At 61.5% G+C, this 19,704-nt stretch carries 19 protein-coding genes; 10 read left to right on the top strand and 9 right to left on the bottom strand.

Annotation, left to right across the window (positions count from 1 at the left end; all coding sequences use genetic code 11):
- Positions 1-19: 19 nt before the first annotated feature.
- The 5 genes from AC1XDK_RS16310 to AC1XDK_RS16290 all read right to left on the bottom strand — a co-directional run bounded on the left by AC1XDK_RS16310 (position 20) and on the right by AC1XDK_RS16290 (position 5,025).
- Complete coding sequence (locus AC1XDK_RS16310) at positions 20-1,075, bottom strand: Gfo/Idh/MocA family protein (protein ID WP_483351005.1); 1,056 nt, start codon at positions 1,073-1,075, stop codon at positions 20-22.
- On the bottom strand, positions 1,072-2,052 hold the full coding sequence (locus AC1XDK_RS16305) for an LLM class flavin-dependent oxidoreductase (protein WP_483351003.1): 981 nt from the start codon (positions 2,050-2,052) through the stop codon (positions 1,072-1,074). The genes AC1XDK_RS16310 and AC1XDK_RS16305 overlap by 4 nt, the downstream gene beginning before the upstream one ends.
- Positions 2,049-2,906 carry a fumarylacetoacetate hydrolase family protein gene (locus AC1XDK_RS16300; protein WP_483351002.1) on the bottom strand — a complete coding sequence of 286 codons (858 nt, stop codon included), beginning with the start codon at positions 2,904-2,906 and terminating at the stop codon, positions 2,049-2,051. Before AC1XDK_RS16300 ends, AC1XDK_RS16305 begins: the two co-directional genes overlap by 4 nt.
- A gap of 45 nt (positions 2,907-2,951) precedes the next feature.
- Positions 2,952-3,794 (bottom strand): SDR family NAD(P)-dependent oxidoreductase, encoded by an 843-nt coding sequence (locus tag AC1XDK_RS16295; protein ID WP_483351000.1) that lies wholly within the window; start codon positions 3,792-3,794, stop codon positions 2,952-2,954.
- A gap of 70 nt (positions 3,795-3,864) precedes the next feature.
- Positions 3,865-5,025: a mandelate racemase/muconate lactonizing enzyme family protein gene (locus tag AC1XDK_RS16290; RefSeq protein ID WP_483350999.1), complete on the bottom strand. Its 1,161-nt coding sequence runs from the start codon at positions 5,023-5,025 to the stop codon at positions 3,865-3,867.
- A gap of 89 nt (positions 5,026-5,114) precedes the next feature.
- On the opposite strand from AC1XDK_RS16290, the gene AC1XDK_RS16285 reads away from it, so the two are divergent.
- The 6 genes from AC1XDK_RS16285 to AC1XDK_RS16260 all read left to right on the top strand — a co-directional run bounded on the left by AC1XDK_RS16285 (position 5,115) and on the right by AC1XDK_RS16260 (position 12,143).
- The gene (locus AC1XDK_RS16285) at positions 5,115-6,803 is read left to right on the top strand and encodes an amidohydrolase family protein (protein WP_483350997.1); all 1,689 of its coding nucleotides are present in this window, start codon (positions 5,115-5,117) and stop codon (positions 6,801-6,803) included.
- A gap of 50 nt (positions 6,804-6,853) precedes the next feature.
- On the top strand, positions 6,854-8,134 hold the full coding sequence (locus tag AC1XDK_RS16280) for a neutral/alkaline non-lysosomal ceramidase N-terminal domain-containing protein (RefSeq protein ID WP_483350996.1): 1,281 nt from the start codon (positions 6,854-6,856) through the stop codon (positions 8,132-8,134).
- A 71-nt stretch (positions 8,135-8,205) separates the two neighbouring features.
- Positions 8,206-9,546 (top strand): aminotransferase class III-fold pyridoxal phosphate-dependent enzyme, encoded by a 1,341-nt coding sequence (locus AC1XDK_RS16275; RefSeq protein ID WP_483350994.1) that lies wholly within the window; start codon positions 8,206-8,208, stop codon positions 9,544-9,546.
- 119 nt (positions 9,547-9,665) lie between these two features.
- Positions 9,666-10,691 carry an ABC transporter permease gene (locus AC1XDK_RS16270; RefSeq protein ID WP_483350992.1) on the top strand — a complete coding sequence of 342 codons (1,026 nt, stop codon included), beginning with the start codon at positions 9,666-9,668 and terminating at the stop codon, positions 10,689-10,691.
- A 3-nt stretch (positions 10,692-10,694) separates the two neighbouring features.
- A complete protein-coding gene (locus AC1XDK_RS16265; protein WP_483350990.1) occupies positions 10,695-11,729 on the top strand; it encodes an ABC transporter permease in 1,035 nt (344 codons plus the stop codon).
- A gap of 156 nt (positions 11,730-11,885) precedes the next feature.
- Positions 11,886-12,143, top strand: a complete 258-nt coding sequence (locus AC1XDK_RS16260; protein ID WP_483350988.1) for a hypothetical protein — start codon at positions 11,886-11,888, stop codon at positions 12,141-12,143.
- An 80-nt stretch (positions 12,144-12,223) separates the two neighbouring features.
- Here the strand turns inward: AC1XDK_RS16260 and AC1XDK_RS16255 are convergent, their stop codons facing one another.
- Entirely contained in the window at positions 12,224-12,658 is a 435-nt protein-coding gene (locus AC1XDK_RS16255; protein WP_483350986.1) for a cupredoxin domain-containing protein, read from the bottom strand.
- Between the two features lie 175 nt (positions 12,659-12,833).
- On the opposite strand from AC1XDK_RS16255, the gene AC1XDK_RS16250 reads away from it, so the two are divergent.
- From AC1XDK_RS16250 to AC1XDK_RS16240, 3 genes are all read left to right on the top strand, one after another.
- Positions 12,834-13,037 carry a hypothetical protein gene (locus AC1XDK_RS16250; RefSeq protein WP_483350984.1) on the top strand — a complete coding sequence of 68 codons (204 nt, stop codon included), beginning with the start codon at positions 12,834-12,836 and terminating at the stop codon, positions 13,035-13,037.
- 115 nt (positions 13,038-13,152) lie between these two features.
- Positions 13,153-15,045, top strand: coding sequence for an ABC transporter substrate-binding protein (locus tag AC1XDK_RS16245; protein WP_483350983.1), 1,893 nt, complete (start codon positions 13,153-13,155; stop codon positions 15,043-15,045).
- A gap of 326 nt (positions 15,046-15,371) precedes the next feature.
- A complete protein-coding gene (locus AC1XDK_RS16240) occupies positions 15,372-16,859 on the top strand; it encodes a glycosyl hydrolase family 28-related protein (protein WP_483350981.1) in 1,488 nt (495 codons plus the stop codon).
- Positions 16,860-16,927: 68 nt separating this feature from the next.
- On the opposite strand, the gene AC1XDK_RS16235 is transcribed toward AC1XDK_RS16240, so the two are convergent.
- Positions 16,928-17,686 (bottom strand): sugar phosphate isomerase/epimerase family protein, encoded by a 759-nt coding sequence (locus AC1XDK_RS16235; protein WP_483350980.1) that lies wholly within the window; start codon positions 17,684-17,686, stop codon positions 16,928-16,930.
- Positions 17,687-17,788: 102 nt separating this feature from the next.
- Here AC1XDK_RS16235 and AC1XDK_RS16230 point away from each other — a divergent pair, with 102 nt between their 5' ends.
- Positions 17,789-18,766 (top strand): carbon-nitrogen hydrolase family protein, encoded by a 978-nt coding sequence (locus AC1XDK_RS16230; RefSeq protein ID WP_483350978.1) that lies wholly within the window; start codon positions 17,789-17,791, stop codon positions 18,764-18,766.
- An 18-nt stretch (positions 18,767-18,784) separates the two neighbouring features.
- Here AC1XDK_RS16230 and AC1XDK_RS16225 read toward each other — a convergent pair whose 3' ends face one another.
- Positions 18,785-19,447 (bottom strand): RraA family protein, encoded by a 663-nt coding sequence (locus AC1XDK_RS16225; protein ID WP_483350977.1) that lies wholly within the window; start codon positions 19,445-19,447, stop codon positions 18,785-18,787.
- 45 nt (positions 19,448-19,492) lie between these two features.
- The gene (locus AC1XDK_RS16220) at positions 19,493-19,672 is read right to left on the bottom strand and encodes a hypothetical protein (protein WP_483350975.1); all 180 of its coding nucleotides are present in this window, start codon (positions 19,670-19,672) and stop codon (positions 19,493-19,495) included.
- Between the last annotated feature and the right edge of the window lie 32 nt (positions 19,673-19,704).

Genomic DNA, 19,704 nt, shown 5'->3' with positions numbered 1-19,704 from the left:
CGGATTCCAGAAAAGCGGCTTACTCAACGGCGACCCACTCGTTCGTCTCAGCGGACTCGTAGGCGGCGTCGAGGATTTTCAATACGTCCAAGGCGGCGTCGAGGCCGACGGGCGGTTCGTCGCCCGACTCGCAGGCGTCGAAGAACTCCTCCATGAACTCCCGTCCAGGACGGCCGCCGTATCCGGGTGCCGGGTCGTAATCGTGGACGATGGTTCGGTGGGGCGTGCTTCCCCACTCGTCGCCGAACGAGTCGAGTTCGACGGTCGTCTCGCCGTCGAAGCCGAACTCGCGCCCCATCGGGTCCCAGATGCTCCGCCCGCGGGTTCCGTAGAGGTTCAGTTGCGTGTCGTACAGTTCCTCGCCGAGGTAATAGCCGCATTGGAGCGTCCCGAGCGCGCCGGACGCGGATTCGAGTTGAACGGCCGCGCCGTCCTCCACCGAGACGCCGGGAGCCCCGTGTGACATTCGTGCGTTCACGCGGATAATCGGCTCTTCGAGGAGCCACGTGAGCAGCTGTATCCAGTGGATTCCGAGCCATTGGAGGATTCCACCGCGACTCGCGTCCGCGTCGAAGATGAAATGCGACGTGTCGCGGTAGTCGAGCTTCGACGCCATGAAACGCGCCTCGAACGCCCGAAGGTCGCCGTAGAACCCGGTTTCGAGGAGTTCGTCCAACTGCTCCGTGATGGGGTGGCCCTGCCACGTGTAGGAGACGCCGACCGTCACGTCCGCGTCCGCGACGTGTTCGATGAGCGATTCGAGTTCGGCGGCGGTGCGCGCGACCGGTTTTTCGGTGTAAACGTGAACCCCTGCCTCGACGGCCGATTCGATGACGCCCGGCGTCTCCCGGTTCGAGAGGCTGATGACGACGGCGTCCACGTCCTCCTCGGCGAGCAGCGTCTCGGGGTCGTTGTAGACGGGGACGTCCCCGAGTCCGACCACGCTCTCCGGGTCGAACATCGGGTCCGGTTCGCACGCGCAGGTCACGTCGACGGGAAGGGTTTCGAGCGTCGCGAGGTATGGTTCGCAGTGGTGGTGGTTCAGCCCGATGTAACCGACGGTTTCGACGCTCATGCGAACGACGGAATGACCTCCTCGCCGAACCGTTCGAGGCAGTCGAGGGTGAGGTCCTGTGGCTGGCCGGGGAACTGACATCGGATGTACACCTGGTCCACGCCGAGGTCCTCGTACGTTCGGAGCTTCTCGACGCAGTCGTCGGGGGTTCCGATGACGAACTTCTCCTCTAATTCGTCGTAGTCGACCTCGACTTCGTGTTCGTCCATGTACGTCTGGCCCCAGCGGGCGTACATCCGGTAGAGCGTCAGCAGGTACGGTTCGATGGTGTCGCGCGCTTGCTCGACGGAGTCGCCGATGAAGCAGTCCCGCATCAGTATCACGTCGTTCTCCGAGCGGTCCATTCCGAACTCGTCCAACGCGTCCTCGTACACGCCGATTTGGTGTTTCAGGTCCTCCGTCGTGGAGGAGGCGCTGGCAATCCACCCGTCGCCGCGGTACGCCGCGCGTTTGATGGCGATGTCTGCGTGGCCGCCTATCCAGAGCGGGATGCCGTTCGCGGGCCGCGGGCTGATGAACACGTCGTCGAACGACCACTGTTTCCCGTCGTGGGTGACGCTTTCCTCCGACCAGAGGCGTTTCAGCAGGTGGAGCGACTCGATGAAGACCTTGCTTCGCCCCTTCGTCGGAACGCCGAACGGTTCGAGTTCGCGCTCGCGGTAGCCGATGGCGGCACCGAAGCGCATCCGTCCGCCGGACAGTTCGTCTATCATGGCGACGTACTCAGCGAGGTGAATCGGGTTGTAGAGCGCGGGCAACATGGCCATCGTGGACAGTTCCAGCGACTCGGTGCGCGCCGCGAGCGCCGACAGCGCCGTGATGGGTTCCACGAACCCCTCCTCGTGGATATGTCGCTCCCCGAGCGATGCACCGTCGAACCCGACTTCCTCCATCAGTTCGGCCTGTTCGTAGAGGTCCGTCGCGTCGAACTTGCTTTCCGGCGTGTAATACTGGTTCAGGAAGACGCCGAACTTCATGGCGACCCTACCGTGTTCGTGAGGGTGCCGACGCCTTCCACTTCGACTTCCACCGTGTCGCCCGGAACCATCTCGCCGACCCCGGCGGGCGTGCCGGTGAGAACCACATCGCCCGGCGCGAGTGTCACGAAGTGAGAGACGTACGACAGGGCCTCGCCCACGTCGAAAACGAGGTCGTCCGTGTTGGACGACTGGACGACGCTTCCGTTCAGCCGCGTTGCGATGCTCACGTTGTCGGGGGCGACCCCCTCGCCGACCGGCGTCACCCACGGACCGAGCGGCGTGAACGTCGCCATGCTCTTCGACCGATACCACGGGTTCGCGGCGTCGAGGTCGTCGTACTGGATGTCTCGCGCCGTCACGTCGTTTCCGGCCGTGAACCCGAAGATGCCGTCCCGCGCTTCCTCTGGACTCGCACGGGAGAGAGCGTCGCCGACGACCACCCCGAACTCGCCCTCGTAGTGGAGGTTTTCGACCTCCGGGTGTTTGACCACGGTCGATTCGTGAGCGGTGAGACTGGTGGGTGACTTGGCGAAGAATACCGGTTCCTCCGGGACGTCGAACCCGCCCTCCTCGGCGTGGCCGACGTAGTTCAACCCGATGCCCACGAGGTTCGTCGGCCGTTCGACGGGCGATTCGAGCGTGACCTCGTCCACCGAAAACTCCGCTCCGGTCGCGCGTTCGAGGAGCGAGTCCCAACCGTCGCCGTCGGCGAGGGCGGCGTCCAGCGACGCCGATTCGGTTTCTATCGTGCTGACGATTCCGTCGTCTACCACACCCAACTGCGTAGTCGACGCAGCTGCGTGCCGAAAGCTACAGATGTGCATGCCGTTCGACTCACCCGAGGAACCCATCGCTAATGTACCTTGTGATGGGTTCGAATACCACGGTCGAAAGAATCAGTTCCTGACCGGTCGGTCGTCGGCGTCGTAGATGGCCGTCTGGAACGTCGAATCCAATCCGGCGGTCAGGCCCCCATCGACTACGAGGTTCGTTCCGGAGACGAATCCCGACCGGTCCGACGCCAGAAACAGCGTGGCTTCCGCGATCTCCCTCGGACGCCCGAACCGACCGAGCGGGTACTGGTCTATCCACTCCTCCCGCGCCGTCTTTTCGTCCTCCTGTTTTTCCTCCGTTTCGGTCATCTCGTCCTCCCGGTTTTGGGTCTCGATGGTGCCCGGCGAGATGACGTTCGACCGAATCCCGTATCGTCCGTACTGCGTCGCGATGTTCCGCGACAACGACAGAATCCCGCTCTTGGCCGCGGAATACGCCGTGAGGCCGATTCCGAAGATTCCGTTCACGGACCCCATGTGAACCATCGACCCGCCGCCGTTTTCGACCATCACCGGGAGGAGTTCGCTCGCGACGAGGTACTGTCCCTTCAGGTTCACCTCGATGTTTCGGTCGAAAACGTCCTCGTCGATTCGGTGGAGGTTGTCGTCCCGAATCATGCCCCCCGCATTGTTCACGAGAACGTCGACGGTGCCGAACTCGCCCAGCGCGGCGTCGACCATCGCCTCGACAGCGGCCGAGTCCGTCACATCGCACTCGACGCCGAATGCGTCTCCGCCGTCATCTTCGGAGATTGCCGCCGCCACCTCGTCGATGTCTTCCTGTTTGCGCGAGCAGATAACGACGTTCGCGCCCGCCGCGGCGAAGTGTTCCGCTATCGCCCGTCCGATACCTTTCGATGCACCCGTGATTACCGCGGTTTTTCCCGCGAGTTCGTGGTCGCTCATGATTCTCATCTGATACAGCCAGGAGCGAGCTAATAACCGTTTCGCACCCCACGGAAAAACGAATCGCGGTTCAGATACGGTACGCGTCGAGTTTGTCGCGGTCGATTTCGACGCCGAGTCCCGGTGCGTCGGGAACGGTCATCGAACCGTCTCCGATGACGAACGGGTCTTCGATGATGTCATCCTCCCAGCCGTAGTAGACGGTGTCCGGCGGGAGCGAAAACCCGGGAATGCCGTACACTGCGTGGAGAATCGCCGCAGTGCGGACCCCGAGGTCGAACGCGCAGTGATGCGTGTACGGCAGTCCGGCGTCCTCCGCGATGCTCGCGGCCTGTCGTAGTCCCGCGATTCCGCCTAACGGCGTCATGTCGAGGACGGCCACGTCCACCGCACCGGTCTCTATCAACCCGCGGAGGTTGTGCGGGATGTAGGTGTCCTCGTTCGGGCCAATGGGTTGATCGATGCGTTCGCGCAGTCGCGCCAGCGAAGTGTGGGAATCGACGCGAATCGGTTGTTCCATGTACTGAAGGTAGATTCCGGCGTCCGACAGCGCCGCGCCGACCCGCACTGCTTGGTCGAGCGTCCATCCCTGGTTGGGGTCGAGTCGGAACTCCAATTCGCCGTCCACCTCGTCGTGCATCGCCTCGATTCGCGCCACGTCCTGTTTCCAGTCCCGTCCTGCCTTCGTTTTCAGGACGCTGTACCCCTCGTCCAATGCTTGGGCCGCCTTCGCCCGCGACTCCTCCGGGGGGAGGATGCCGAGGCAGTAGGCGAACTCGACCGTCCCGGCGCTGTCGTACTCGGTCACGTGATTTCGGTGTTTCCGCGAGGCCGAGTCCGGTGCCGTCCATCCGCCGAGCAGTTCGTAGACCGGCTTTCCGAGCGATTTTCCGACGATGTCCCAGCAGGCGAGTTCGATGGGAGTGAAAAACAGGTCGACGTTCGTGTACTCGATGAACAGGAGACGACGGAGCGATTCGGTTTCGAACGGCGAGTGACCTTCGACCATGGGCGCGATGCCGTCTTCGAGGACGGAGATGGTCGCCTCCGGGGAGAGGAACACGCGCATCTCGCCCCAACCCGAGATGCCTTCATCCGTATCGACGCGGACGAGGATGCGGTCCATGTCGGTCAGTTCGTTGTGGTTCGTCACGTACGGGGCGATGCCACCGTCTTCGAGGTCCACGAGTGGAACGTTCACGGCGAACGCCTCCACACCGGTGATTTCCATGGTTCCGAATGAGCGATAAGGGTCTTAAAACCCGTGGTCGCCACGACCGAGAGCTTCTTTTAACCCCGGCTGAGTACCCTGTACTGACGATGTTTGACTGTCACATACACACGGGGTTGAGCCCCGTTACGCTGACACCGACCAGTCCGCGGGAAGACCGCGATCGGTTCGCCGACTGGCTTCGTGACCTCGCACCGACGCTCGGAATCGACCGATTCTGTGCTATCATGCAGATGATGGGGACCGACGTCGAAACCTGCCGGAAATCGAATCGGACGATGGCGGCACTCGTCCGCGAAAACCCGGATTTGCTACACGGGTGGGCGCGGGTGAACCCCGAATGGGAAGACGCCGCGAGGGAGTTTCGCCGCGCTATCGAGGATGACGGTCTCCTCGGACTGAAACTCACCTACGAGGTGAAATGCGACGACCCGCGGGTGTTCCCGCTGGCCGAGGCGGCCATCGACATGGACGTCCCCGTCAAGATTCACACGATGCAGCGCGTCGAACGGCGCGAGGAACTGCCGAACGAATCGTTCAGCGACGAGGTGTTGGCGCTGGCAGAGGAGTACCTGGACCTGAAGATACTCGCCAGTCACATCGGCGGTGGCGGCGACTGGGAGTATCGAATCAAGAACATCCAGCATCAGGACAACGTCTTCCTCGACATCAGCGGAAGCGTGTGTGACGCCGGGATGGTCGAGATGGCCGCCGAGTACCTCGGAACCGACCGTCTCGTGTTCGGCACGGACAACTCGCTCTACAGTTGCGTCGGGAAACTCCACGGCAGCGACCTGACTCCCGAGGAGAAAGCGACCATCGCGTACAACATGGCGTCGCTCCTCCGCGACGACGACCCGTACGGCTATTCCGACGGCGAACTGGCCGACCTGCGGGAGGAAGCGGTCGAACGATTCCGGGAGTCGGACCGGGAGCGGGCGAGCGGCGACGTCGTGGACGCGAACGCGTTTCTCGGCCACTGGCCGTTCCGCGAACTCGACGCTTCGGTCGAGAGCGTGGTAGAAACGATGGACGAGACGGGAATCGACACGGCGGTGGTGTCGTCGTTGGAGAGCGTCTGTTACCGCGACGTTCACCCCGGAAACCGGACGTTGGCGGCGGCGATAGACGGCCACGAGGACCGGTTCGTCCCGTTCGCGACGGTCAACCCGCGGTACTCGGCGTGGGAGGAGGATTTGGAGGAGTGCGTCGAGGAACTCGGCATGCAAGGGGTGAAACTGCTCCCGAACTACCACGACTACGACCTCGACGGCCCGGCGGCCATCGAACTCGGCCGTCGCTGTGAAGACCTCGGCGTGCCCGTGATGCTCGTGGCGACGCTCGAAGACCAACGGGGTCGCCACCCTCGATTCGAACTCCGGGGATTCGAGGACTTCCGCGGCAAACCCGCACGGTGGCGGGACGAGCAGGTGGACGCCATCGTTTCGTTCCTCCTCGCGTGCCCTCGAACCGACGTCGTCGTCGCGGACGCGTGGCAGGACGCCTATCGAATCAAGACGGAAACGCTCCACGAGCGGCGTGCGATGGTGTCAGACGGCGAGTCCGGCGACCTGCTGTTCGTTCTCGGCGACCTGTTCATCGACCATCCCGGCCAGTTGGCGAAGGTCGTGAGCGAAATCGGGACCGACCACCTCGTCAGCGGACCGGGCGTCCCGTTAACCGTCTTCGAATCGGGTTACGTCGTCCCGTATCTGCCGGTGGACGACGACGCGGCCGACGCCGTCCGAGGTGGCAACCTCAGGTCGTTGCTGGGCTGAGTCCGGGACGCACGTTTATTATCCATGCCCGTCACGGTACGCTGACGACCATGACCCATGCAGACAGCGGTGCGGCGAGCGAGACGAGCAGTCACCCGTGGCGGGTCGGAACCGCGACGGCGACCATCACGCCCGGCGACGAATCGTTGCCGCTCGCGGGTTTCGCGGCCCGCGACGGCCCGATGGAAGGAATCGACCAGGACGTCCACGCGAAGGCCGTCGCTATCGAGGATGCGACGGGAACGCGACAAGTGATGGTGAGCGTCGAGATACTCTCGGTGCGGCCGTCGCTCCGTCGTTGGTTGGCCGAGCGATGTGCCGAGGAGTTCGACCTCCCGCCGGAATCGCTCCTTCTGACCGTGACTCACACGCACTACGCTCCCGCGTACGGCGTTCGGGAGGACGAGTTGGTCGAGGACGCGAACAACGAATCGCTCGAGGACGCTGACGAGGAGTCGCGACGAATCGCCGCGTATCGTGCCGAACTCGAAACGGCGCTCTTGGATGTAGTGGAACGGGCACTTTCGGACCTCGAACCGGCCGAACTCTCCCACACCCGCGGTCGGTGTTCCATCGCCATGAGTCGCCGTCGGCCGACGGAAGACGGCATCGCCTTCTCTCCCTATCCCGACGGCCCGACGAACCACGAGGTTCCGGTCCTCGCCGCCGAAACGGACGACGGGTTGAAGGCAATCGTCTTCGGCTACGCCTGCCATCCGACGTCGGTGAACGTCCACAACCGCGTCACCGGCGACTGGCCGGGGTACGCGATGGAGTTCCTCGAATCGGACCATCCCGACGCGACGGCCGTCTTCCTCATCGGGTGTGCCGGCGACCAGAAGGCGTACCCGCAGGGGTCGCTCACCCTCACGAAACAGCACGGCCGGACGATGGCGAACGCCGTGAACGCGGTCCTCGACGCACCGAGGAAACCCGTCGGCGGACCGCTCGAACGCTGTTTGGAGGCGACCACGCTGTCGTTCACGTCTCCCGACGCGGAGGGGAACGGCGGGGATAAAACGGTGGCGACGAAACCCTACCCGGTTCAGGCCGTCGGGTTCGGGTCGGACCTGACGTTAGTGGCGCTCGCGGGGGAGGCAGTCGTCGGCTACTCCCACCTCGTCGCGGACGAACTGTCGGGGGACGTCTGGGTCTCCGCGTACGCGAACGACGGTTTCGGGTACGTGCCAACCGTCCGCGTCCTGCACGAAGGCGGATACGAGGCCAATCGAGCGTGGGGTAATCCGGGCGATTTCGACCCGTCCGTCGAGGAGCGCGTCGTGGAACACGCCTGCGCGCTGGCCCAACGCGTCGGCGCACGTCGGGAGTAGGGTTCGGCGAGCGGTTTGTGTTCCATGTGAACGAAGCACTTATCATCACGGAACGGGCAATCCACCTACTAATGTCCGGAGATCCCTCGGTAGCGCCGGGTACTCGGTCGGTAGAACGGTCGCGAGAACTGCAAGAGCGGGCCAATCGGGTCGTTCCCGGTGGTTCACAAACCGGGAGCAAGAGTCCGACACAGTTCGTCCAAGGCGTCTCGCCGACCCACCTCGAACGCGGGAAGGGTTGTCGCGTCTGGGACGTGGATGGAAACGAGTACATCGACCACACGATGTCACTCGGGCCGGTGACGCTCGGCCACGATTACCCCGCAGTGACGCGCGCCGTCGAGCGCCAGTTGGCTGACGGAACGATGTTCACGCTGGAACACCCCCTCCACGTGGAAGTCGCGGAACTGTTCACCGAAGTCGTCCCGTGTGCCGAGATGGTCCAGTTCGCGAAGAACGGGAACGACGTGACCACCCTCGCCGCGAAACTGGCTCGGGCGCACACGGGCCGAGACGTCGTCGCGACGTTCGGCTACCACGGCTGGCCGGACGTCTGGATGTCGAGCCATTCGAACCTCGACAGAGGGATTCCGGACGCCGTCGGCGAGTACACGGAGCGGTTCGAGTACAACGACATCGCCAGTTTAGAACGGATTTTCGACGCGCACCCGGACGACGTCGCGGCGGTCGTGATGGTCGCGGCGCACCTCGAAGCGCCGCGGGGCGACTTTTTGGAACGGGTTCGAGAGCTATGTGACGAACACGACACGATACTCGTCTACGATGAGGTTCTGACGGGGTTCCGGTTCTCGCTCGGCGGCGCACAGGAGTACTTCGGCGTCACCCCGGACCTCGCCTGCTTCGCCAAAGGAATGGCGAACGGCTACCCCATCGCCGCGCTCGCGGGGCGGGAGGACGTGATGACGACGCTCGGCGACGACGACTTCATGTTCTCGACGACGTACTCCGGAGAAGCCCTCTCTTTGGCCGCGGCGAAGGCGGCCATCACGGTTCAGCGGTCGGAATCCGTCCACGAACACCTCTGGGAGCAGGGCGAGAAGATACAGAACGGAATCGGTGAGATGACGGAGTCGCTCGGCCTCGACTCCCGCGTTTCGGTCCCCGGATTCGCGCCCCACTCGACAATCGCATTCACGGACGAAAACGGCGACGCGGACACGATGGCGAAGAGCATCTTCATGCAGGAGTGTCACGAACGCGGCGTTCTCTTCGCAGGCAGCCACCTTCCCTGCTACAGTCACGCCGACGAGGACATCGAGGAAACGCTGTCGGTGTACGAGGCAGCGTTGACGACGCTGGCCGACGCCATCGATACGGACGACGTAGCGTCACGCCTCGACGGGTCGCCAGTGGGGGCGACGCTCCGTCAGCGAACCGGCGAAGAGGACTGAATCGGTTCGTCCCGTTGACCACCACGGGTCACACATCAGCGAATTCGTTTCACGATTTTCTGTCGGGGAAGCGTACAAAAAACATATTAATGCGTTTGTGAGTATCTCTCACCGGATTCATGAACTATTACGCTCGCCGTATCGGACAAGCGATTCTCACCCTCATCACCGTGATAACCATCACGTTCGTGATGTACCGGATCCTCCCCGGAGGACCGATGGACGTGATGCGGGCACAACTCATGTCGGCAGGTGGTCTCGGACTCCAGAAATCTTCCCGCAGTATCGAGGAAGTGAATCGACTCGTCCAGATTTACACGAACGTCGAACCGGACGTCCCGATTTACGTGGCGTACGTTCAATATCTGAAATCGATACTCTTCCACTTCGACTTCGGACGTTCGATATTCCTCAACGAACCCGTCTTCGACATCCTCTTTCGGGCGATGCCGTGGTCCGTGTTCGTCAGCGTTTACGGGTTGCTGTCGGGTATCACGATGACTATCATCATCGGCGCGCTGATGGCGTACAAAGAGGGCGGGCGCTTCGACAAGGCGATGACCACCGTCATCATCGTCATGCACTCGATTCCGTACTACGTCGGTGCCATCCTCATGCTGTCGTTCTTGGCGTACGACCTCGGGTGGTTCCCGACCGGCGGGCGGATGAACCCGGCGACGACACCCGGGATGAACGTCCCGTTCATGCTCGGTGTCGTCCATCACGGCGCGCTCCCGATACTTACAGGGTTCATCCTCGGGTTCGGGGGCGGTGCGCTCGGCATGCGCGGGAACAGCATCCGCATCATCGGCGAGGACTTCGTCCGCGTCGCACGACTCCGCGGCATCAGTAGCAACCGAATCGCGACGCGCTACGTCGGTCGGAACGCGCTCTTGCCCATGTACACCGGGTTCATGATGAGCATCGCGAGCATCTTCGGGAGTTCCATCATCATGGAGACCATCTTCCGATACCCCGGCGTCGGGTGGTACACGTTCGACGCGGTGATGAAACGGGATTACCCGCTGATGATGGGGGCGTTCATCTTCTTCACCGTCATTACCATTATCGGGATTCTCGTGGCCGACTTCACCTACGGGTTAGTGGATCCCCGTGTGAACGAAAAAGGAAAGGAGAGTTACTAAAAGATGACTGACAAACCAGAAATTCGATGCGACGGCGGGGAGACGACCGACAACTCCATCTTCGAACTGATAGACGACACGAATACGGAACCGCCGTCGGTTTCGGAACGCGTCTCTCGCATGTTCTACGAGTACGTCGTCGTCACCGGGAAGATCGTCCTCAGCGACGTTCGAACGGTTATCGGACTGTCGATAATCATGGCGATTATCCTGATGGGAACCGTCGGCCCGCATTTTGTGACCAAACCCCTAATCGGCATGTATCCCAGCGACATCGGGCCGTTCCAGAGCACGAAGTTCATACTCGGCACGGACAAGAACGGCCAATCCATCGCTGCTCAGATCGTTTACGCGACGCCTGCCATGTTGAAGATGGCGTTAAGTGGTGCAGTGGTTGCCACCGGAATCGGCGTCCTCATCGGTACCACGGCAGGCTACAAGGGTGGTAAAGTCGATACCGTTCTGATGACGTTCACCGATATCGTGCTGACGATGCCGGGTCTTCCGCTGATAATCCTCCTCGCGGCCATCTACCAGCCGAAAAACCCGTTCGTGGTCGGATTCATTCTCGCCATCGACAACTGGCCGGGACTCGCGCGGAAACTCCGTTCCCAAGTGCTGACCATCCGCGAGGAGTCCTACGTCGAGGCGTCCCGGACGATGGGGTTCTCTTCGAAGGAAATCCTTCGGGGCGACATCGTCCCCCAACTGATGCCGTACATCACCATCAACAGCGCGAACGCGGCCCGTGGCGTCATCTTCGAATCCGTCGGGTTGTACTACATCGGCGTGCTCCCGTTCACGACGGTTAATTGGGGCGTCATGATGAAAATGGCGTACGATAACTTTGCGGTGACCAACTGGCACCTCCGCGGTCACTGGCTGTGGTTCCCGATGCTCACGCTCCTATTGCTCTCGATAGGGCTCATCCTGTTCTCGCAGGGGATGGACCGGGTGTTCAACCCGCGTCTCCGGGCGCGTCACTCGTCCAAATCGCCGGACGATGACGGGGACGAACCGAGTAGCATCGCGCCCTGACGCTTCCCCCCTGGAACGGACTCGTTCTCTTCACCAAACCGACGGGTTTTCGGTACGCGACCGGGTATTCGTTGGTATGTTCGCTGTAGCCACCCCACAATCCGACACTCTTCACCCCCGTTCGCCACGGTGTGCGACCCTCGGGAGGCGACGGACGTGACGACGGACGGTAGTGCCGACGAGTTCTTCGACATCGAGGAGGAGGACAGTTTTCTCTTCCATCTCTGCGAGTACCGGCCACAATTCATCATGCTGTTGGGAATCTGTCTGGTCTTCCTCGCCCTCTCCGCCGTCTCCCTGGTAGTCGTCCGGCCGGGAACGGCCGCCTACGCCGTCACACTGTTGAACATCGCAGCGCTGCTCGTCTTCTCGGCGCTGTTCGGCGGCATGGTTCTCCTCTGCAACCGGATGTAGAAACAACGCCTTTCGATGGCTGTCGTGGTACGGTCGGAATGAAAAGGGATATCGAGTTCGAAACGTGGTGCAGATTACGGCTAACCCATGCAGGGGGATTCCCAGTCGGACTTCGCGCCACCGACCAGTATCACGCCACACATGGAGTACTGGCCCGCGTTGAGGTCGTAGTACTGGTACACGCCCCGCTTGGTGAACGTCTTCGAGACGGATTCTCCGCTCGGTACCTCCTCACTGAACGACCAATCTTCCGCGTCTCCGGTGTACGTGGTACTCTCGATTTGGTGTGCGGAGTCACTCGTGTTCTCCCAGTGGACCGTCCCTTCGACGTTCACTTCGATTTTTCCGGGGGAGAACGCTTCGGCTTGAATTTCGACCGTCTCCTCGCCGCCCTTCTGTTGAGGAACGTCCTCGTTCACCGTCTCCGTCGTTCTGACTTCGTCGAGACTCCGGCCGACACAGCCGGAGAGCGGAAACGCGAGCGCTGTCGCAGCGAGTAACCTCCGTCGATTCATACGGGTATCGTGGTATGATAGCACATTAAGCTTGTGTTCCGCTGGGTGCCGGGTGACTCGCGGCCGACCGGGTCGCACATCATCTCGTGGTCCTACCGGAAGGAGCACGCTCGATGGAGGCATCTTCGCGGGGTAGAAACGTTTATAGGTACCAACTCGGTTGGTTCGGTGTAGCATGAACAACTTAGTCATCGTATCGGCGTTCGGTGCCCTCTTGCTGCTCATCGGCGTGGTAGTAGAGCAAATATTCCACAACGGCATCCTCGCGGGCATGTTCGGAATTTGGGGTGCCACCGCTATCGGAGCGAGTATCCTCGTCTTCGCTGGGTTGCGGCTCGCCCAACTGTACGAGGACCGAACAGCACTCGATTTTCAGTGATAGAATCGTTTACACAAATCCCCGGGGATTGTCTTTCTCAATTGGTATCTCAGTAGAAACATGGTAGATGGATTGAGAAAACCTTATTAATGAGGAACATTATCCATGACTGAGGATGTCAAACAAACCCGCCGGTTCGGGGAAGAGTACGTCTCTCTCCCGACGGCAAATCTTAGCAGCTAGCTCCGGTATCGCAGTCGGCCTCGCCGGATGCTCGGGCAACGAATCGGAAGGGACGTCGACGAACGACGCCACCAGTACGAGCGAAACGAACGACGGGACGACGAACGGTACGACGTCCGGTTCGGGCAAGTTGGTGGACGCGTCGCCGACGCTCACGGTCACCAAACTTCCCGACGAAATCAACTTCAATCGTTACGCACAGAACATCGAGTTCTCGAACTGGCAGTGGGACTACCTTCAGTCGAACTACTACACCAACGAAACCTACAACTGGCTACTCGAGGATTTCAGTTACGACCCGGACTCCTTGGAGATGACGTACAAGTTCAAGGAGGACTTCTACTGGCAGGACGGCACGCAGGTCACGGCGGAAGACTACTACAACCAGCAGGAAATCGCCCGCCTCATGGACCCCGGGGCGAGCGACATCGAGAAGCACGTACTCGAAGACGACTTCACGATGGTGTCGAAGCGGAAGGAGTCGCTCAATCCGATCCTCATCAACGTCGAGGAGGGGCGACTCTGGACGCGGCGTGACCAGAACCGGGAATGGCTCGAAAAGTTCCAGGACGCATCCAGCGACGACAAACGAAAGAGCGTCACCAGTGAACTCATCGAGTCCAAAATCGGCATCAAAGAGTTCGCCGATAAGGGTCTCTCGAACTCCGTGTGGAAGCTGAAGGACTGGAACGAACAGGAGTACGTCTTCGAGAAGTTCGACAAACACCCGCACGCAAAGGACGTCGAGTTCGACGAACTCAACTTCATCGTCTCGAAGGGTGGTTCGACCAATCAGCTCCTGAAGAACGACAAAATCGATTTCGGCTCGGGCATCTTCCCACCGGACCTCGAGGACGTCGCCCCCGACTACCTGAAGACCGTTATCAACTCGCGGGCGATTCAGTCGCAAACCATGGTCTTCAACTACAAGAACGAGCACGTCGGCCGTCGGGGCGTTCGCCGCGCCATCACCGCGGCGCTCGACTTCCCCGCGATGGGCAAGCGTCACCTCGACGCGAAGTTCATAAAGAAACACCAGTCGGGACTCCCTCAAAATCTGGAAAACAAGTGGCTCGGCAGCGATTACGTCGATTCGCTCATCCCGTACTCGATGAAAGCCGACAAGGAGCAAGCCGCGAAGTTCATGCAGGAGGAAGGCTACAAGAAAGAGGGCGGGAAGTGGAAGGACGAGGACGGCAACACGGTGAAGTTCACGTACACCACGCAAACCGCCTCGGCGTTCGCGGCGTTCGGAAAGGAAATCCAGCAACAGTTGAACGGGTTCGGCTTCGACATGGAGATGCAGACCATGGACAACGTCACCTGGTACAAGGACTTCCTCAACGTGGACAAGTGGGACGTGACCACGTTCGGCCACGGGTGGGCGTCGAACGAACCGCTCAACTTCTACAACTACGACAACCACTACAAGATGCGCATCGGCACCGGTGGGCAGATAGAAGGCTGGTTGGACGACGGAGAGACGAACTCGCAACTCAACGGTCGACCCATCATCGCCACCGTTCCCAACTCGGTGGGAGCGACGACGGTCAGCGGTAGTGGGGAGGAGGTCAACCTCTACGAGATCATCAACGAATTGAAAACGGTCCAGTCGAAGGACCGAACCGAGGAAATCGTGAAGACGCTGGCGTGGTACTTCAACTACGACCTTCCGCTCATCGACACGTACCCGTACACGCTGTCGTTCTGGGCCGACACGAAACACTTCAAGATGCCCAAAAAGAGCGAATCGGCGTACTACCAGAAGTTCGGCGGTTACTACAAGATGCTCCGCCGCGGCCTCATCAAGGGCGTGCACGAGTAATTTCCCCAAACGTAGACGACGGACATCCTCCCGAAAACGGGAGTCGATAGCCTACCGTTTCGAGTTTTATGACACGTCTCAGTTGAGGAGTGACATCGCCGGATACGGTATCCGCATCCCCGTTTTCACGACACTCGTTCTCCAACCATCCTTCGAGATGACCAGTGTGACCGCTTTCGGGGATACGCAACAACACGTCTCTTCGACTCGATCGATCACGACCAGCGATGGATTCAAACGCCCAATTAAAAATGCTACAACAGTATCGTAAAACAATTGCAAGAAAGAGTTAAATACTGTGCGTTAGTTCGAAAATACGTACGTCAATGAGGCATACGTTAGCAAGCAACAGTGCAGAAACAGCCGACGGCTCGGACGAACCGTCGAGAACGACCACACGGGACGGGACACCGATAGAACGTCGAAAGTTCCTACAGGCGGCAGGTGTGACGACGACGGGGCTCGCGCTGGCCAGCGGAGGGACCAGCGCGAGAGAACGCGACGTCGACGTGGTGAACATCGTCACGGATTACGGTGCCGACCCCACCGGCGAGGAGCCGATAAACGACGCGATGGACGCAGCACTCGGTGACGGTGCGTCGAACGTCAGAGTGATTTTCCCGTCGGGAACGTACTGGGTCGACGGGACGCTCGCCTACAGCGACCTCGATTCAGTATCGTTGGTGGGCCACGGAGACGTCAGCATCGTCCCGACCGAGGGATACGTCGGTCACACGTTCATCCTCGTCGGGTCGGACGTCACCGTCCGCGGGTTCGTGTTCGACTATCGCAAACCGGAAACCAAAGCGAGCCTCCTTCTCACTTGCGACGACGGGTTACTCCTCAGGGACGTGCTGTTCCGTGGCGTCAGGGACGTTCGCACGGGAATGAATCACTGTTTCTACACAACGGTGACCGACCCGGACGGCAGCGGTCTCGTCGAAAACGTCCACTGTCCCGACGGCGTGAAGAACTTGGTTCGACAGGGCGGAACGTGGGTTCCGAACGCACATGCGGGCGAACTCCTGTTCCGGCACTGCTCGTTCGAGCGGTTCTCGGACAACGCCATCTACGCGTCGGGCGTCTCGAACGACGGGCAGGGCGGCCAACACGGCGCGGTGAAAGTCGAACACTGCTACTTCCGCAACAACAACATCTCCTCGATACGCCTCGGGTCGCCGGGAAGTCACGCGAAGAACTGTACGGTCGTCATCGACGACGCGGACGGCGGGCCGCCGGCGCTCTATCCGGACCTCGCCCCGGGCGGCATCGTCAACGCCCGCGCCGTCTGGCTCTGGTACGATTTCGACGGGACCATCGAGAACTGCGACATCGTCATCGACCACCCGAAGGGAAGCGGCATTCTCTGGTACGAGCGGGACAACGCGGGCAAGTCGGCGACGGTGAAGAACACCCGAATCAAAATCGACGCGGACGCGCCGAGCGGCGACGAGTACGCTGGCGAACCCATCTACCTCTGGGGTATCTGGGCGCGCGCCGAGGGCGACCCCCTCGAATTCAAAAACGTCTCCATCACGGGGAGTGCACCCGGTTACACGACGGTGAAGGTGGCCGACCGCAACGCCACGTTCAGAAACTGCTGTATTCACCAAACCGGCAAGGAGCGGGACGGAATCACGTTCGAGAACGCGAGCGGCCTCGTCCGCAACACGACGGTGAACGTCACCGGCGACCCCCTCGTCACGGAAAACAGCGACGTGGAGACGCGGCATCTCCGAACACACGGTTCCTGTCCGCGACCGACTGAACGCCACCGTCGTCACGACCACCGCCGTAACCGTCACCAACACTGAACGATACTACCCCGCTGACAAATCCTCTCCAAGTCACAGACATCCCTCACTGAGATACCCAACCCGAATCAATCGACGTACGTCGCGAACTGCTTCGCGCTGTAATCGAGCGATTCGACGGGCGTCTCGGTCCTCCCGTTTTCGTAGATGAGCCACTCGGCACCGTTTTGCCGTGCGAGGTCGGCGCACGCTTCGAGGGCGACGATACCCCTGCCCGGGTCCACGTGAAGCGTTTCGTCGCCGTCCAACGTCGTATCGGTGAGATGGACGAGCGGCGCACGCTCCCCCACCTGCTCGAGGAGAGCGAGCGGGTCGTAGCCCGCGTGGCGCGCGAGGGCGGTATCCGGTTCGAACCCGAACGAACCGTCCGCGGCCTCAACGAACGATTCGAGTGCCGGTCGCCCGTCCACCGCGTCGAACTCGAAGGTGTGATTGTGGTACAGCAGTTCGACGTTCTCCGTCGCCAACTCGTCCGAGAGCGTCGCCAACCGTGTCGCGGCCTCCTCGATACCCTCCCTCGAGGCGAACGCGGTTTGCTCGTAGGTTGGAATCACGAGACGACCGACATCGAGCGTTCGACACGTCGATAGCGTCTCCTCCAACTCGGTTTCGAGGCGTTCAATACGGACGTGTCCGCCGACCGCTTCGATTCCCGTCTCGTCGAGGGCGCTCCGACACGGTTTCGCGTCGTCCGCCGCGAGGGTATCGAACTGCGGGTCGTACAGTTCGACCCCTCGAAATTCGGTGTCCGCGACCCGCCGGACGAGTTCGCTCGGTCGTTCGTGGAGGTCCCTGAGCGTGAACAGCTGAATGCCGGTTTCGGCCATGCCAAGCGTCATCACTGCAACTGTATAGCCGTTTCTCTCGGGGCAACCACACGGCACCGACTCGGAGCGAGGTTTATCGTGGCTCACCCGAGATGGAGAACGATGCGTGAAACACGAGTGCTCTCGTTCGCGTTGGACCCGCCGATAGAGGCGAGCGAGCGAGTGGAAACCAACCTGCGTCTCATCCTCGGCCTGCTCAACGAAGCGGAGTCGTACGACCCGGACTTCGTCTGCTTTCCAGAATTTGCCCTCCAGTTGCGGTACGCGGGCGACGGCGAATCTCGGGACTCGGTCGCTCGACCGGTGCCATCGCCGGAGACGGACGCCGTCGCCGAGAAGGCGGCCGCCCTCGACAGCTACGTCTGGTTGCCGATGCTGGAACGCGACGGTGAGACGTGTGCCAATTCGGCCGTCCTCATCGGACCGGACGGCGAGATACGAGGAAAAACCCGGAAGTTCGTCCCCACGCTCGGCGAGTTGGACGACGGCGTCCGACCGGGAACCGAAATCGACGTCTGGGATACGCCGTTCGGACGCGTCGGAGCGCTCGTCTGCTGGGACGAACGCTATCCGGAACTCGGGGTGCAGTTCGCACGACGGGGCGTCGACCTGCTGTTTCACCCCACGACGTCGCGCGCGACCCGCCGGTTCGAGACGTGGGCGGCCTACTACGGCTACCACGTCGTCGTCTGTGACAAACACCGGGCGACGACCATCACGCCGGCCACCGGACCGGTGGCGGTGACGTCTCCGAACGCGGGGAACCCGTCCATCGACCTCGGTAACGGAGCCACCGCCCGCGTCTCGTTCGCTTCGGTGAACACCGACTGTGGGTCGTACGGGAGTTTCCAGAATCGGACGCGGATGGACGAAATCCGGGAGCGCTACGGCGGGTCGGTGGTCTTCCACGAACTCCCCGACGTCGGCACCATCGTCATCGAATGTATCGGCGATTCGGTGACGGTGGCCGACCTCGAACCCATGTTCGACTACGAGGACCGCACTCGAACACGGGCGTACGAGGCCGTCGACGGCAGTCCGCTCCTTCCACCGCGTGACGGGAAACGTGGCCGAAAATAGCTGGTTTGTTACCGGCGACTACGCCAAATCCCGCTCGTCTATGAAGTCGTTCGCGCCGGACTGGTCGGCCAACGATTCGCCCTGCTTCAACCGTTCGATGCGCTCTGCCTCCCGGTCCTTCTTGTCCCCACAGAGGTCGATGGCCTCGTCGATTCGGTCCTGTGGTAGCACGAGGACGCCGTCCTCGTTACCGACGAGGGCGTCACCCGGATTCACGACGGCGCTCCCGATTTGAACGCGGCCGTTTATCTCGCCACCCTGCCCGAGGATTCGACACGTCCGCGTGCTCTGCTCCCTGGCGTACACCGGAAAATCGAGCGCCGCGATATCGCGCGTGTCCGTCACGCTTCCGTCGATGACCACACCCGCGACGCCGCTCGCGATAGCGGCGTGGGTCGTGAGTTCGCCCCAGCACGCGTTCGTTCCGTGCCCCTGCATATCGATGACCAGTACGTCGCCCGGTTCCGCGATTTCCGTCGCCTTGTGAACCATCGTGGCGTCCTCCGGCGGGATGCGAACGGTCAGTGCGGACCCGACGAGCGTCACTTCGTCCGACATGCCCATGTAGTCGATGCCGAAGGCGTGACCGAAGTCGACGTAGTGACCGAGGTCGTTCGGCGAGATGTTCGACAGCGTCGAGAGTTGGTCGTCGCTGGGACGCACGATGTCTCTGCGTATCATGGTACCACCTCACAGTCATCCGTAATAACTGCACCGAGGATTCCGTCAGTCGGCGTCGTTCGCGTTCCCGATACGTTCGAGATGCCGTGGTTCGAGTTCGATTCGCGTCGCGCCGACGCTCTCTTCGAGTTCGTCCGTCTCCGTTCCGAACCGCCACCCAAACAGAGTTCCGAAACCTTCGTCCCCGTGAACCCGAGGTTGACGTAATCCATGCCCTGCGTTCACACGCACCACCGAAGCAGTGCTGGTCGAGGAAG

Source organism: Haladaptatus sp. HS23 (assembly GCF_056892285.1).
The sequence above is the reverse complement of the archived record's forward strand: the minus strand, read 5'-3'. Positions and strand labels throughout refer to the sequence as shown.

Bases quoted from the DNA above. Each gene is read 5' to 3' on its own strand.
- AC1XDK_RS16310 (WP_483351005.1), bottom strand. From the start codon at position 1,075: ATGAGCGTCGAAACCGTCGGTTACATCGGGCTGAACCACCACCACTGC.
- AC1XDK_RS16305 (WP_483351003.1), bottom strand. From the start codon at position 2,052: ATGAAGTTCGGCGTCTTCCTGAACCAGTATTACACGCCGGAAAGCAAG.
- AC1XDK_RS16300 (WP_483351002.1), bottom strand. From the start codon at position 2,906: ATGGGTTCCTCGGGTGAGTCGAACGGCATGCACATCTGTAGCTTTCGG.
- AC1XDK_RS16295 (WP_483351000.1), bottom strand. From the start codon at position 3,794: ATGAGCGACCACGAACTCGCGGGAAAAACCGCGGTAATCACGGGTGCA.
- AC1XDK_RS16290 (WP_483350999.1), bottom strand. From the start codon at position 5,025: ATGGAAATCACCGGTGTGGAGGCGTTCGCCGTGAACGTTCCACTCGTG.
- AC1XDK_RS16285 (WP_483350997.1), top strand. From the start codon at position 5,115: ATGTTTGACTGTCACATACACACGGGGTTGAGCCCCGTTACGCTGACA.
- AC1XDK_RS16280 (WP_483350996.1), top strand. From the start codon at position 6,854: ATGACCCATGCAGACAGCGGTGCGGCGAGCGAGACGAGCAGTCACCCG.
- AC1XDK_RS16275 (WP_483350994.1), top strand. From the start codon at position 8,206: ATGTCCGGAGATCCCTCGGTAGCGCCGGGTACTCGGTCGGTAGAACGG.
- AC1XDK_RS16270 (WP_483350992.1), top strand. From the start codon at position 9,666: ATGAACTATTACGCTCGCCGTATCGGACAAGCGATTCTCACCCTCATC.
- AC1XDK_RS16265 (WP_483350990.1), top strand. From the start codon at position 10,695: ATGACTGACAAACCAGAAATTCGATGCGACGGCGGGGAGACGACCGAC.
- AC1XDK_RS16255 (WP_483350986.1), bottom strand. From the start codon at position 12,658: ATGAATCGACGGAGGTTACTCGCTGCGACAGCGCTCGCGTTTCCGCTC.
- AC1XDK_RS16250 (WP_483350984.1), top strand. From the start codon at position 12,834: ATGAACAACTTAGTCATCGTATCGGCGTTCGGTGCCCTCTTGCTGCTC.
- AC1XDK_RS16245 (WP_483350983.1), top strand. From the start codon at position 13,153: ATGTCAAACAAACCCGCCGGTTCGGGGAAGAGTACGTCTCTCTCCCGA.
- AC1XDK_RS16240 (WP_483350981.1), top strand. From the start codon at position 15,372: ATGAGGCATACGTTAGCAAGCAACAGTGCAGAAACAGCCGACGGCTCG.
- AC1XDK_RS16235 (WP_483350980.1), bottom strand. From the start codon at position 17,686: ATGGCCGAAACCGGCATTCAGCTGTTCACGCTCAGGGACCTCCACGAA.
- AC1XDK_RS16230 (WP_483350978.1), top strand. From the start codon at position 17,789: ATGCGTGAAACACGAGTGCTCTCGTTCGCGTTGGACCCGCCGATAGAG.
- AC1XDK_RS16225 (WP_483350977.1), bottom strand. From the start codon at position 19,447: ATGATACGCAGAGACATCGTGCGTCCCAGCGACGACCAACTCTCGACG.